Origin of the sequence: Sphingobium sp. TKS (assembly GCF_001563265.1) — a bacterium.
In the GTDB taxonomy this organism is placed as follows: domain Bacteria; phylum Pseudomonadota; class Alphaproteobacteria; order Sphingomonadales; family Sphingomonadaceae; genus Sphingobium.
This window is the reverse complement of record NZ_CP005083.1, coordinates 4,142,370-4,155,888: the sequence shown is the minus strand read 5'-3', so window position 1 is coordinate 4,155,888 and position 13,519 is coordinate 4,142,370. Positions and strand designations below refer to the sequence as shown.

Sequence of the window (13,519 nt, the reverse complement as noted above, 5' to 3'; positions counted from 1 at the left end):
TGCCGGGCGGTCCCTTTCATGTGTTCCAGATATTGAGATTGGGCAAGGGCTGGAGTTAGCCAATTCCCGCCATAGCTCAGATCAGCCGGTCCGCCTCCAGCGCGGCGGCCAGTGAATCGCGGCCGCGTGGCATGCGCGCGTGAAGCCGCGCATCGGCTTCGGCCAGCCGTTCCACGCCCGCCGTCAACTGCTCCTCGGACAGGGTGAAAGGCAAGCGCAGGAAACGTTCAAATGCACCGCTCACCCCGAAGCGCGGCCCCGGTGCCACGCGCACGCCATGGCTTTCGGCAATGGCGGCCAGCGCCGTCGCCTCCCCACGCGGCAGTTCCGCCCAGAGCGACAGGCCGCCCGCTGGGGATTCCGCGCGCCAGTGAGGAAGGTGCCGTTCGATCAGCCCGAGAAGATGATCGCGACGCCCCCGCAGCATGGCCGCCCGCGCGCCCAATCCCTCATCGCCGTCGATCAGATGCGCGACGGCAAGCTGCTCCACCACCGGGCTTGCCATGTCCATCGTGGTGCGCAGGCGACCCAGCGCCGCGACGGTCTGCGGATCGGCGCGAATCCAGCCGACGCGCAGCCCGCCCCAGAAAATCTTGCTGGCGGAACCCAGGGTGATGACCTGCCGGCCCGAAGGATCATGCACCGCGACCGGCGGCGGAGGCATATTGTCCAGCCCCATCGCCACCATGGTCTCGTCGATGATCAGCGGCATGTGCGATCGGATGGCGGCGGCCACCAGCGCGCGGCGGGTGGCCGGGTCCATGCTGCGCCCGGTGGGATTGTGGAAATCAGCGATGATATAGGCGAAACGTGGGCTTGTCTGGCGGAAGGCCGCCTCCATCGCATCGATGTCCCATCCCTGCGCGGGCAGGCCGACCGGCACCGGCACGACATGGGCGCGCTGCAGAGCCTGGATCGCATTATGATAGGTCGGGTGATCGATCACTGCCCGGTCTCCCGGCCCCGCCAGCCAATGAAGCAGCAGGGAAAATCCCTGCTGCGCGCCGTTGGTGACGATGATCTGGTCCGGACTCGTCGGGCATCCCCGCCGTTCGTAATGCGCGGCGATCGCCCGGCGCAGCGGCGGCAGGCCCAGCGGATCATAGCCCAACTCGCCCAGAAAGGTGGGAAGTGCCTCCACCGCCGCCTGATAGGCCCGGCCGACTCCCGGCGCGGCGGGCAGGGCGGCATGGGTCCAGTTCAGGATATTGCCGCCGCTGACCGTGTCGATCTCCGGCGAAGTCTGTTCCATCCGGCCGGGCGGCAAACGCGTGACGCTGCCGGACCCCTGCCGGCTCTCGAGAAAACCTTCGTCGCGCAGCCGGTCGAAGGCGGCAGCGATGGTCGTGCGGCTGAGGCCCAGTGCGGCAGCCAGTTCCCGTTCCCCCGGCAGGCGGACATTGAGGCCGATGCGACCGTCCAGCACCAGCATCCGCAGCGCCTGCGCCAATTGACGATAGGCAGGCTCGGCGCTGTCCCCGGCGCGCCAGGCGCCCAGCAGGCGGAGCAGGGAAGGGGGTCGCAGCAGGGAAGTGGACATGGCGATCAGTTCCAATCCAAGGGGTGAAGGGGGCCACTTATCCAATATTGGCTGTTTTGTAAAAGGCCATTTCGGACGATTTCGACCGTCATGATGATGCACCGCCGCCTCTTTCAGCTTTTCTGGGGTCTTGGCCTCTACGGCTTTTCCATGGCGTTGATGCTGCGCGCCAATCTGGGGCTGGACCCCTGGGACGTGCTGCATCAGGGACTGGCACCGCGCCTGGGGCTCAGCTTCGGCATGACGGTCAATCTGATCGGCGCGATCGTGCTGCTGCTCTGGTGGCCGCTGCGCCAGCGGCCCGGCATCGGTACGGTCTGCAACATATTGGTGATCGGAACCGCGGTGGACCTGAGCCTCCTGATCCTGCCGACGCCGGAAAGCTATGCCATGCGCTTTGCCTGGCTGGCGGCCGGGATCGTCCTCAACGGCATTGCGGGCGGTGCCTATATCGGCGCGGGACTGGGGCCGGGGCCGCGTGACGGGTTGATGACCGGATTCTGCCGTCGCACCGGGTTGCCGGTCAAATGGGTGCGGACCGGGATCGAGATCGGTGTGCTGGCGATCGGCTGGCTGTTGGGCGGCACGGTCGGGCTTGGCACCATATTCTATGCGGCGACGATCGGCTGGATCGTGCACCACGCTTTGCCCTTCTTCACCATCGCCCCGCCAGAGCGCCCCGCTCTTGCCTGATTTGGTTGCCCCCTGACCCGCCGGCATGGAGCTTTTATTTCGGCCGGGTATCGACAGAGGCGGTCGGAGCCATATGATGCCCCCTCAAGATGATGAGGAGAGCTTGGTGGCGACCGACCTGTATGACCTGACCGTGCCTCTATTCATCCGGGGTCTGCGCAATCTGTCCGCGATTCTTGACAAGGGGGCCGCTTATGCCGCCGAAAAGGGGATCGATCCGCTGACGCTGACGCTGGCGCGGCTGATCGAGGACATGGCCCCGCTCAGCGCGCAGGTGCAATATGCCAGCGACAGCGCCAAAGGTGCGGTCATCCGCATCGGCGCGCTCGACCCGGCGCCGATGCCCGACACCGAACGGAGCTTTGCCGATTTGCAGGAGCGGATCGCCAAGACCATCGCCTTCCTGGAATCCGTGCCCCGCGAACGGATCGACGGACGGGAGGATGCCGAGGTGATCCTCAAGACCCCGCGGGGCGATTTCGCCTTCACCGGGCGCAGCCATGCGCTCGGCTTTGCCCTGCCCAATTTCTATTTCCATGTGACGACCGCTTATGCGCTGCTGCGACAGGCGGGGGTGCCGGTCGGCAAGCTCGATTATCTGGGCGGAATCTAAACGACGGATCGTGGCCTGAACGAACAAAACTTACTTTCCCGCGCATTTTGCCCTAGGCGCGAGCGATGGCAAAATCCCCCCGCCCCGAAGACGTCCCCGGCCTCCCCGCCCGCCGCGCCGCGCTCCGCCTGCTCGATGCTGTGCTGCGCCGGGGCGATCCGCTCGAACTCGCCCTGCACGGCGCCGCCCAGGGACTGGCCCCGGCCGACCGCGCCCTTGTCCATGCCATTGCCGCCGAAACGCTGCGCCACCTGCCTGATCTCGACGCCCTGATCGACAGCGCCACGCGCCAGCCGCTCCCGCATGACGCCAAGGCGCGCATGGTCCTGCGCATCGCCCTCATTCAAGTCCTCGCGCTTGGCACGGCTCCTCATGCCGCCATCGCCACCGCCCTGCCGCTGGTCGACGGCGGCCCGCGCAAGCTGGTCCACGGCGTCTTCGGCACGCTGACCCGCGCCAACCCGACGCTGCCTTCGCCCCCGGCCCTCCCGCCCGAGGTCGCCAGCCGCTGGGCCGGGCAATGGGGCGACGCCATGCCGCAAGCCGCCGCCGGAGCCTATGCCCAACGTCCGCCCATCGACCTCAGCCTGCGCGACGCCGGCGAAACCGCCCGCTGGACCGAAGATCTGGGCGGTCAAAGCTTTGCCCCCGGCCATGTCCGCCTGCCGGAAAGCGCCAATATCCCCGACCTTCCCGGCTTCACCGAGGGCGCCTGGTGGGTGCAGGATCTCGCCGCCTCCATCCCCGCCCGCCTGTTCGGCAAGGGTGAAGGCCGCCACATCCTCGATCTCTGCGCCGCCCCCGGCGGCAAGACCATGCAGCTTGCCACCGCGGGCTGGCGCGTCACCGCCGTCGACCAGTCGAAAAAGCGCCTTGATCGCCTCCGGGAAAACCTCGCCCGCACCGGCCTGTCTGCCGAGGTCATGCAAGCAGATCTGCGCACTTGGACCCCGGACAGCCCAGCCGACGCCATCCTGCTGGACGCCCCCTGCACCGCCACCGGCATCTACCGCCGCCATCCTGACGTGCTGCACCGCATCGGCCCGCGCCAGATCGCGGAGCTGGCCGAGCTCCAGACCGAACTGCTCGCCCGCGCCGCCGACTGGCTGAAGCCCGGCGGCACGCTGATCTACGCCACCTGCTCGCTCGAACAGGCCGAGGGCGAGGAACAGGTCGCGCAATTCCTGAACGCCCATCCCGATTTCACTTCACGCCCCGCCGACCCCGCCGAACTGCCCGACGGCATCACTCCCACGGCGCAAGGCTGGGTCCGCACCTTGCCCGACACGCTGACGGACCGGGGCGGCACGGACGGCTTTTTCATTGCGCGGCTCGTGCGATCCACTAAGCCTTAACCAAGCATCCATTATGGTGCGATCAGACCGTGCCGTTGTTGTCCGAGCCGCTCCAGGAAAGACCCGCTTTGCGCCCGACCGAGCCTCTTCCCCTGAACCATAGCTGGCCGCTCTACGCCCTGCGCGAGCATCTGGCGCCGGTCATGCTGGACGACCGGCTGGCCCGCGACGACGAGGCGCTGGCCGAGCGTGGCCTGGGTCTATGGCACTGCGAGCTCAGCGACAACAGCCTGAACTGGACCGACGGCGTCTACGACATTTTCGGGCTGGAGCGGGGCATGCTCGTCCCGCGCCCGCTTGCCGTGTCGCTCTATGCGCCGGAAAGCTGTGCCGCCATGGAGCAGCTCCGCGCCTATGCCATCCGCCACCGGCGCGGCTTCACGCTGGACGTCGACATTCGCCCGGCGGACGGCGGCGAATGCGTCATGCGCCTGATCGCCGCTCCCATTGTCAAGCAAAATCAAGTGGTTGCTTTACACGGCGTTAAGCAATTCCTGCCCAAGGGCGCAGGCCCGTCCAAGGGGTTGGACCCCACGCTGTTCGTCCTGTCCTGAAGACCATCGCCACAGCCGCCAAAATCCCCGTCATCAAAAGCCTGTGGATAGCGCGAATCGGGCGTTGCCCTTAACCACGGCCAAGGCTAAGGCCGAAGGTCAAATGACCAGCCCCATCCTGATCTCGCCCTCCATCCTGTCCGCCGATTTCGCCCGCCTGGGCGAGGAGGTCCGCGCCATCGACGAAGCCGGCGCCGACTGGATTCACATCGATGTGATGGACGGCCATTTCGTGCCTAACATCACCATCGGCCCCGGCGTGGTGAAGGCGCTGCGCCCGCACACGAAGAAGCCGTTCGATGTCCACCTGATGATCTCCCCGGTGGACCAATATCTGAACGCCTTTGCCGAGGCGGGCGCTGACATATTGACCGTCCATCCGGAAGCCGGGCCGCACATCCACCGCTCAGTCCAGCATATCAAGTCGCTGGGCGTGCAGGCGGGCGTGGTGCTGAACCCCGGCACCCCGGCCAAGATGCTGGATTACCTCATCGACGACGTCGACCTGATCCTGGTGATGAGCGTCAACCCCGGTTTCGGAGGCCAGAGCTTCATCACCAACCAGCTTCGCAAGATCGAGGCGATCCGCAAGATGATCGAGAAATCGGGCCGCGACATCCGCCTGCAAGTCGATGGCGGCATCGACTTCACCACCGCGCCCCTTGCCATCGAAGCGGGCGCCGACGTGCTGGTGGCGGGCACCGCGACCTTCCGGGGTGGGGCGTCCGCCTACGCCGGCAATATCCGGACTCTGCGCGGCGGGTGAGCGACCGCCGCCGCCTTTCCCCTCAATCCGTCCCGCCTCATTCTTTGGGGAATGCGGCCGAAACCGACCGGCCGGAAGACGGAATCGAACAGGGCAAGCGGCTCATCCGAATCGCGGATGACAAGGGGCTTTCGCTGGCCCAGCGCGTCGCCAACCGCTTCTACCTGCTCAGTTGGAAGACGCCGATCCACGGCCGCCGCTTGAAGGGCAAATATCCGCTCAAGCTGCTCGCCGTTCCCGATGACGAAATCCCCGGCAACGCCCATGCGGGCCAGGCGATCCGGGCCGGCTATTTCCTGTTCCGGGGTCTGAAACAGCCCTTGGGCAAATTGGATTTCGCCAATCCGGGCCAAAATTCCGGTATGTCGCCCGGCTTCACCGATTATCTGCACGGCTTTCACTGGCTGCGCGATCTCGCCACCGTCGCCACCCGCGAACAGGCCGCGCCACTGGCCGAAGGCGTGATGCGCAAATGGCTCGACGCCCATGCAGAGACGCCCAGCGAACCCGCCTGGCGCGCCGACAATGCGGGGTGGCGCCTGCTCTTCTGGTCGGCCCATGCGCCGCTCATCCTGTCGTCCAGCGACCTCGTCTACCGCTCGCTGGTGCTGAACTGCATCGCTCGCACCGCCCGCCATCTCGATCGCGGCGCTGACAAGGCGCATATCGGCCTGCCTCGCCTTGTCGCCTGGGGCGGCATCGTCGCGGCGTCGATGCTGCTGCCCGGCGGCGCAGCGCGCAAGCTGTTCGGGGAAGCGGGCCTGAAGCGCGCGCTCGACAGCGGCCTTCACACCGATGGCGGCATCATCTCCCGTTCCCCGCTCGACCAGTTGGAAACGATCATGCTGCTGACCATGGTCGCCGCAGTCTATGAGGTGCGCCGCGAACAGGCGCCGGCCTTCCTGAAGGACGCGCTCGGCAAGGCGGTTCCGGCTTTGCTCGGCCTCACCCATGGCGACGGGGGTCTGGGCAACTGGCAGGGCGCGGGCGCGATCGATCCCGCCACCATCGAAGCCGTGATCCGCGCCAGCCGCGTGCGCGCCCGTCCGCTGCGGCAGGCCAATGGGTGGGGCTATCAGCGCCTTGCCGCCGGCGGCACAGTGGTCCAGATCGACGCCGCCCCGCCGCCGGTCGCGCAATTGGCCGACGCGGGCTGCGCCTCCACCGGCGCGATCGAGATCAGCGACGGCCCGCAGCGGCTCGTCATCAATTGCGGCGGCGCCGCGCAGGTAGGCGCATGGATCGGCCGCGATCTGGCGCAGGGTCTGCGCACCACCGCCGCGCACAGCACTTTGGTGCTCGATGACAGCAATTCCACTGCCCTGTTGCCCGACGGCACGCTGGGCAAGGGCGTGACCGAGGTCGAGATCAACCGTCAGGAAAGCGAAAGCGGCAGCCGCCTCGATCTTTCCCATGACGGCTATGTCCGCCGCATGGGCTATGTCCACCGCCGCCTGCTGATGATGAGCAGCGACGGCAAGGAGGTCCGGGGCGAGGACATGCTGACCCCCGCCGCCCGCAGGCGGAAGCCGGTGAAGCTGCCGGTCCAGCTCCGTTTCCATCTGGCGCCGGGCGTCGAACCCACGTCCACCGCCGACGGCATGGGCGCGCTGCTGCGCATCGACACGGGCGCCACCTGGCAATTCCGCGCCAATGCCGGAAAACTGGCGATCGAGGAAAGCCTCTGGACCGATGCCGAAGGCCGTCCCCACGGCACGCGGCAGTTGGTGGTCACCAGCGAAGCGCTTCCCGGCGGCTCCTCCATAGGCTGGCTTTTCAAGAAGGTGGGCTGACCGGCCAGAAGGGCTGTTTGGGGTGAATATTCAGCCGAAGCATTTTATCTGCTCCTGCGAATGCAGGAGCAGGGTGCACTCAAACGGAATGAATGTTCGCCCTGCCCAGACCACGCCTCAGGCGGCCGCTTCCTCCAACGCCGGATAATCGACATAGCCCTCGGCACCCTGGCTATAGAGCGTCGCCATGTTCGGGCTGTTGAGCGGCGCGTCGATCTGCAGACGCTTCGGCAGGTCCGGATTGGCCAGGAAGGCGCGGCCAAAACTCACCCCATCCGCCAAACCGCTGTCCAGATCCTGCTGCGCCCGTTCCAGGTCATAGTCGCTGTTCAGGATCAGCGGCCCGGAAAAATGCCGGCGGATGACAGGCGACTGACGCGGCACGTCGGTCCGGCCGAAGGTGCCGTCCGGTCCCGGTTCGCGCAATTCGAGGAAGGCGATGCCGATCTGCTGCAATACCTCCGCCGCCGCCGCGAACAGCGCGGAAGGATTGCTGTCGTCGACGCCCTGCGAGTCCCCATTGGGCGACAGGCGTACCGAAACGCGATCGGCGCCTATGGCATCGGCCACCGCCTGCGTCACCTCCCGCAGCAGGCGTACGCGGTTCTCGATCGATCCACCGTAACTATCGTCCCGATGGTTGCTGCCGTCGCGCAGGAACTGGTCGATCAGATAGCCGTTCGCGGCATGGATCTGCACGCCGTCGAAACCCGCTGCAATGGCGTTACGCGCGGCATGGACATAGTCCGCGATCACGCCCGGAATTTCCTCGATGGCCAACGACCGCGCCGGTTCATAGGGCTGCTTGCCCGCATAGGTGTGGGCATCGCCAGGCCCGGTGGTGGCGCTGGCCGACACCGGCTGTTCGCCGGTCACGCTGCTGTGCACCACCCGGCCCATATGCCAGAGCTGCGCGACGATCCGTCCGCCCGCCTCATGCACGGCCGCCGTCACCGGCTGCCACGCCGCCGCCTGTTCATCCGACCAAAGCCCCGGCGCATAGGGCCAGCCCAGCCCCTGCCGGGAAATGCCCGTCGCCTCGCTGATGATCAGGCCCGCCGAAGCGCGCTGGCGATAATAGTCCGCCATGATCGGCGTCGGCACATGGTCGCGGGTTGCGCGGCCGCGGGTCAACGGCGCCATCAGCATGCGGTTGGGCGCATGGATCGCGCCGAGCTGCACCGGTTCGAACAGATTGGCCATGAAATATTCCCTCTTCAAAGTTGCAGATTGCAACGGGATGTGCCTGCCAAAGCCAACTAGGAAGCCGCCATGGCCGCTTCAACCCCTCTTCCCGCAGAAGATGGGCAAGATTTGCTTTCCCCGCGCTGATTCCGGCTAATCGGCGCGGGTGCTTGTGCGCCTGCCCGGCCGGGCTTAATAGCCTGTCATGACCCCGACGCACCAGGACATGACGCTGGACGAAGTCCGCGCCGCGCTTGCCCCGATCCTGCCCCGTCACGCCGCCTTCGACGGCTGGCGTCCGGAGGCCGTGACGATGGCGGCGGAGCAATGCGGCATCGATGCCGATATCGCCGCGCTGGCCTTCCCCGACGGCGCGATGGACATGATCGATGCGTGGTTCGAAAGCATCGACACGCGGATGCTGGCAGCGCTGCCGCCGGAAAAGCTGGCCGCGCTCTCGATTCGCCAGCGCATCATCGCGCTTGTCGAAACCCGCCTCACCCTGCTCGCGCGCGACCGGGAAGCGCTGCGCCGGGCCCAGGCGACCCTGGCCATGCCGCGCAACGCCGCCCGCGCCGCCAAGCTCGGCTGGCGCGCCGCCGACGGCATGTGGCGCGCCGCAGGCGACGAGTCGACCGACCTCAACCACTATACGAAGCGCCTGACGCTGGCGGGCGTTTATGCCGCGACCCTGCTGGTCTTCGTCGATGACGAGAGCGAGGATTGGACGGAAACCCGCGCTTTTCTGGCCCGGCGGATCGAGGGCGTGATGCGGTTCGAGCGCGCCAAGGCCCAGTGGAAGGGCATAGGCGGCGGCGAACGGCTGAGCTTCGCCCGCTTCATCGGGCGGCTGCGTTACCCCGCCATATAATCTGCCGCGCCGCCGCGCCGATTCGCGCTGGCCTTTTCCAATCGGTATTGATAGTCACTCGCAGAAGTAAATGACGAGTGCCTTACCCTTGCGCCTGACCGAACTGCCGTTGCGCCAACCCGCTTATGTGGACCTGATCGACTGGAAAGCCTTGTCCGCATCCGACGGGCAGAGATTGCGGGAATTCGGCCTGTGCGAAGGCGCCAGCGTGGAGGCGCTGCACCATGGCGGCCTGCTGGGCCGTGGCCCCATCGCCTGCAAGGTCGGCCGCATGACCATCGCCATGCGCCGCAACCATGCCGCCGCCATCACGGTCCGCACCGGGCCGCAGGACGACATCGCGACGGAAAAAGGCGCATGACCGGCCTGCCGCTGATCGCGCTGGTCGGCAATCCCAACGCTGGCAAGAGCGCCCTGTTCAACGCGCTGACCGGCGCCCGCCAGAAGCTGGGCAATTATCCCGGCGTCACCGTGGAGCGCAAGGCGGGCCGCTTTTCCCTGTCCGATGGCCGCCCGATCGAACTGGTCGACCTGCCCGGCACCTACAGCCTCAACCCCACCAGCCCCGACGAACAGGTGACGCGGGACGTCATATTGGGCAAGCAGGCGGGCGAACGCCTGCCCGATGCACTGGTGGTGGTGGTCGACGCCTCCAATCTCGACAATCATCTCCGCTTCGCGCTGGAACTGATCGGACTCGGCCTGCCGACCATCGTGGCGCTCAACATGGTCGACCTCGCCACCCGTGACGGGCTGGAGCTGGACGCCAATATCCTCTCCCGCGAGCTGGGCGTGCCGGTGATCTCCACCGTCGCGGTCCGCAAGCGTGGCTTGGACCATCTGCGTACAGAACTGGAATCGATGCTCGACGGCAGCGTAGGCAGGGTCCGCGCTTCAGGCGAACAACGCGATTTCGACGGCCTGCGCCAGGAAGCGCGCCGCATCGCCCGCGCCGCCATCGTGCGTGAAACCCCCTCCCGCCGCCTGACCGCCGCGGTCGACCGGGTGGCGCTCCATCCGGTAGCGGGGCTGATCCTGCTGCTCGCCCTGCTCTTCATCATGTTCCAGGCGGTTTACGCCTGGTCCGAAGCACCGATCGCCATGATCGAGGGCTTTGTCGCCAGCGCCAGCGATGCCGTGATGGCGGCACTGCCCGGCGGACTGCTGCGCTCCTTCCTGGTCGACGGCGTGCTGAACGGCGTCGGATCGGTCATCGTGTTCCTGCCGCAGATCCTGATCCTCTTCTTCTTCATCCTGATGCTGGAGGCGACCGGCTATATGGTCCGCGCCGCCTTCCTGATGGATGGCATCATGGCGAAGGTCGGCCTTTCGGGCCGCGCCTTCATCCCGCTGCTCTCCTCCTTCGCCTGCGCGGTGCCGGGGATCATGGCGACCCGCACCATCGCGGACCCGAAGGATCGGCTGACCACCATATTGATCGCGCCGCTGATGACCTGCTCGGCGCGGCTGCCGGTCTATGCGGTGATCATCGGCGCCTTCATCCCGGCGCGCACCGTGGCGCTCGGCATCGGCCTGCAAGGGCTGGTCCTCTTCTTCCTCTATATTTCCGGCATCGTCGGCGCGATGCTGGCCGCGCTGGTCCTGCGCCGGACCGTCACCAAGGGCGCCAGCGGCGGTTTCCTGATGGAGATGCCCAAATATCAATGGCCCCGGTCGCAGGACATATTGCTCGGCCTGTGGCAGCGCGCGGTGATTTTCCTCAAGCGCGCGGGCACGATCATCTTCACCTCGACCGTGATCCTCTGGGTGTTGCTCAGCTTCCCCAAGGCGCCGGAGAATAGCGGCGTCAGCCAGGTCAATTATTCGATTGCGGGCCGCGTCGCCAACGGCCTCAACCTCGTGCTGGAGCCGATCGGCTTCAACCGCGACATTTCGCTGGCCCTGATCCCCGCCATGGCGGCGCGAGAAGTCGCCGTTTCAGCCCTCGCCACCGTCTATTCGCTCGACGCGGACGAGGATGAGGCGAAGTTGGAACGCAGCCTGGGCGACCGGCTGAAGGATAAGTGGCCGCTGCCGACCGCACTCGCCTTCCTCGCCTGGTTCGTGTTCGCGCCGCAATGCATCTCGACCATCGCCGTGACGAAGCGGGAAACCAATGGCTGGAAATGGCCGCTGTTCATGATCGGCTATCTGTTCGTGCTGGCCTATGTCGCGGCGGGCCTCACTTATTGGACCGCGACCGCCATCGGGCTGGGTTGAGAATTTTGCGCCCGGTCAAGGCGAGGCGAACCAAAAAAGCCTAGCCCGCCGGTCATGGCCAGCCCCCTTCTCTTCACATTCGCCCTCTGGGCCTTGCTGCTGACCCCCGGTCCCACCAACAGCCTGATGGCGCTGGTGGGCGGGCAGAAGGGTCTGCGCCGCGCGGCATCGCTGATCCCTGCGGAACTCGGCGCCTATTTGATCGTGGTGATCCCGCTCGCCATGCTGGGCAAGGATGGCATCGCAAGCTGGCTCTCGCAGGCGATCAAGCTCGGCGCCGCCATCTGGGTTCTGCATCTGGCGCTCAAGCTCTGGCGCGCCGCCATGCCAACCGGCGGAACCGCCGACATCACCGCCCGGCAGCTGTTCGTCACGACCCTGCTCAACCCCAAGGGGCTGATCATCGGCCTTGTTCTCCTCCCCGCCGCAACCCGCCCTGCCTTCGCGTCCGATCTGCTGATCCTGGCTCTGTCCGTGATTGCCGCAGCCCTGCTTTGGGCGGGACTCGGCGCCGGAATCGGCCGCGTGCGCTGGCTTCCCCGGATCGCGGCTGCCTGGCTGGCGCTGCTCGCGGGAGGCCTGGCCCTTGGCGCGATGGCGCATTGAGCCGGTTCCATTCCGGAAACAGCCCGCTATAAGAGCCTGCTAACGCTTCGGAGGAAACATGGCGGGTTCGGTCAACAAGGTCATTCTGGTGGGCAATCTGGGCGCGGACCCGGAAGTGAAGAGCTTTCAGAATGGCGGCAAGGTGTGCAACCTGCGGATCGCGACCTCCGAAAGCTGGAAGGACCGCAATTCGGGCGAGCGCAAGGAGCGCACCGAATGGCATAGCGTCTCGATCTTCTCCGAAGGCCTGGCTGGCGTTGCCGAACGCTTCCTGCGCAAGGGCAGCAAGGTGTATCTGGAGGGCCAGTTGCGCACCCGCAAATGGCAGGACCAGTCGGGCAATGACCGCTACACGACCGAAGTCGTGCTGCAAGGGCCGGGCGCGGTGTTGACCATGCTGGACGGCGCACCGGGCGGCGGCTTCGGCGGTGGTGGCCGCTCGCAGGGCGGCAGCGACTGGAGCGGCGGATCGAGCGGTTTTGGCGGCGGTGATTATGATGATTTCGGCGGCGGCGGCTCTGGCAGCGGTTCCGGCCGCTCCTCGGGTGGCGGTCGCGGCAGCGCGGGCGGGCCGAATTTCGACAATGACCTGGATGACGAAGTACCGTTCTGACGGCTTTTACCTTGGATAGAGAGACGCGCTCCGACCTTCCGGCCGGGGCGTTTTTCTTTGGCGGTTAAGGGTGGAGGGCGCACATTGATGTCGATTCTAGTGCGCCATGCTCCTGCCCTCGCAGGAGCAGTGATCGTTTAGTGGCGGCAACCGGCCATTGGCTAATATGGCGTTCCCGCGAACCGGGAGGGGGCGATCACAGTAATCCACGCTGAAGCGAATATATTTCAAAACCCGGCGCGAACGCTCATCACGACGCACCTTGATCGGACCGCTTGATCGGACCGCCGATCGACCAGACATGGCCATAGGGATCGGTCAGTTGGCCATAACGCTCGCCCCAGAATTGGTTTTCGATCGGGAAACGGACGCCCGCCCCCGCTTCGATCGCGCGTTTCCACCAGGCGTCGGCATCGTCGACCGCCAGATGTAGAGTGACGCCCCTGGGCGCCTCGGCCGGGGTGCCGCCACTCATTTCAGGGAAATGGTCGTTCAGCATCAACGAACCGCCATTGATGCGCAAATGCGCGTGCATGATGCGCTGGCGACCCTCCGCGACATGGCGCATCAGTTCGGCGGCGCCAAAAGCGCGGGAATAGAAGGCGATGGCTTCGGCCGCCTTGTCATTGCCGATGGTCAGGTGCGGGACGACGCCTGCTGTGGGACGTATGGCCGTGGGGCTTTGTGCTTCTGTCATGTGCGGCTTCCCC

The 13,519-nt window shown here is 66.4% G+C and carries 14 protein-coding genes; 11 read left to right on the top strand and 3 right to left on the bottom strand.

Annotation, left to right across the window (positions count from 1 at the left end; all coding sequences use genetic code 11):
- Positions 1 to 76: 76 nt before the first annotated feature.
- Entirely contained in the window at positions 77 to 1,540 is a 1,464-nt protein-coding gene (gene yczR / locus K426_RS20570) for a MocR-like transcription factor YczR (protein ID WP_066562082.1), read from the bottom strand.
- A gap of 90 nt (positions 1,541 to 1,630) precedes the next feature.
- Here yczR and yczE point away from each other — a divergent pair, with 90 nt between their 5' ends.
- From yczE to K426_RS20540, 6 genes are all read left to right on the top strand, one after another.
- Entirely contained in the window at positions 1,631 to 2,233 is a 603-nt protein-coding gene (gene yczE / locus K426_RS20565; protein WP_066560964.1) for a membrane protein YczE, read from the top strand.
- A 106-nt stretch (positions 2,234 to 2,339) separates the two neighbouring features.
- Positions 2,340 to 2,846, top strand: coding sequence for a DUF1993 domain-containing protein (locus K426_RS20560; protein WP_066562080.1), 507 nt, complete (start codon positions 2,340 to 2,342; stop codon positions 2,844 to 2,846).
- 65 nt (positions 2,847 to 2,911) lie between these two features.
- On the top strand, positions 2,912 to 4,201 hold the full coding sequence (locus tag K426_RS20555) for an RsmB/NOP family class I SAM-dependent RNA methyltransferase (RefSeq protein WP_066560961.1): 1,290 nt from the start codon (positions 2,912 to 2,914) through the stop codon (positions 4,199 to 4,201).
- A 68-nt stretch (positions 4,202 to 4,269) separates the two neighbouring features.
- A complete protein-coding gene (locus K426_RS20550; protein WP_066562078.1) occupies positions 4,270 to 4,755 on the top strand; it encodes a diguanylate cyclase in 486 nt (161 codons plus the stop codon).
- A gap of 103 nt (positions 4,756 to 4,858) precedes the next feature.
- Positions 4,859 to 5,521: a ribulose-phosphate 3-epimerase gene (gene rpe / locus K426_RS20545; RefSeq protein ID WP_066560958.1), complete on the top strand. Its 663-nt coding sequence runs from the start codon at positions 4,859 to 4,861 to the stop codon at positions 5,519 to 5,521.
- A complete protein-coding gene (locus K426_RS20540; RefSeq protein ID WP_066560955.1) occupies positions 5,518 to 7,314 on the top strand; it encodes a heparinase II/III domain-containing protein in 1,797 nt (598 codons plus the stop codon). Before rpe ends, K426_RS20540 begins: the two co-directional genes overlap by 4 nt.
- A 117-nt stretch (positions 7,315 to 7,431) precedes the next feature.
- Here K426_RS20540 and K426_RS20535 read toward each other — a convergent pair whose 3' ends face one another.
- A complete protein-coding gene (locus K426_RS20535) occupies positions 7,432 to 8,517 on the bottom strand; it encodes an alkene reductase (RefSeq protein WP_066562077.1) in 1,086 nt (361 codons plus the stop codon).
- A 187-nt stretch (positions 8,518 to 8,704) separates the two neighbouring features.
- Between K426_RS20535 and K426_RS20530 the strand changes: the two genes are divergently transcribed.
- From K426_RS20530 to ssb, 5 genes are all read left to right on the top strand, one after another.
- Positions 8,705 to 9,370: a COQ9 family protein gene (locus K426_RS20530; RefSeq protein ID WP_066560952.1), complete on the top strand. Its 666-nt coding sequence runs from the start codon at positions 8,705 to 8,707 to the stop codon at positions 9,368 to 9,370.
- An 88-nt stretch (positions 9,371 to 9,458) separates the two neighbouring features.
- A complete protein-coding gene (locus tag K426_RS20525; protein ID WP_066562076.1) occupies positions 9,459 to 9,731 on the top strand; it encodes a FeoA family protein in 273 nt (90 codons plus the stop codon).
- The gene (gene feoB, locus K426_RS20520) at positions 9,728 to 11,590 is read left to right on the top strand and encodes a ferrous iron transporter B (RefSeq protein WP_066560949.1); all 1,863 of its coding nucleotides are present in this window, start codon (positions 9,728 to 9,730) and stop codon (positions 11,588 to 11,590) included. The genes K426_RS20525 and feoB overlap by 4 nt, the downstream gene beginning before the upstream one ends.
- Before the next feature lie 54 nt (positions 11,591 to 11,644).
- Positions 11,645 to 12,196 carry a hypothetical protein gene (locus K426_RS20515; protein WP_082748734.1) on the top strand — a complete coding sequence of 184 codons (552 nt, stop codon included), beginning with the start codon at positions 11,645 to 11,647 and terminating at the stop codon, positions 12,194 to 12,196.
- A 58-nt stretch (positions 12,197 to 12,254) separates the two neighbouring features.
- Positions 12,255 to 12,809: a single-stranded DNA-binding protein gene (gene ssb / locus K426_RS20510; RefSeq protein ID WP_066560943.1), complete on the top strand. Its 555-nt coding sequence runs from the start codon at positions 12,255 to 12,257 to the stop codon at positions 12,807 to 12,809.
- Positions 12,810 to 13,059: 250 nt separating this feature from the next.
- On the opposite strand, the gene K426_RS20505 is transcribed toward ssb, so the two are convergent.
- Positions 13,060 to 13,506: a VOC family protein gene (locus K426_RS20505; RefSeq protein WP_066560941.1), complete on the bottom strand. Its 447-nt coding sequence runs from the start codon at positions 13,504 to 13,506 to the stop codon at positions 13,060 to 13,062.
- Between the last annotated feature and the right edge of the window lie 13 nt (positions 13,507 to 13,519).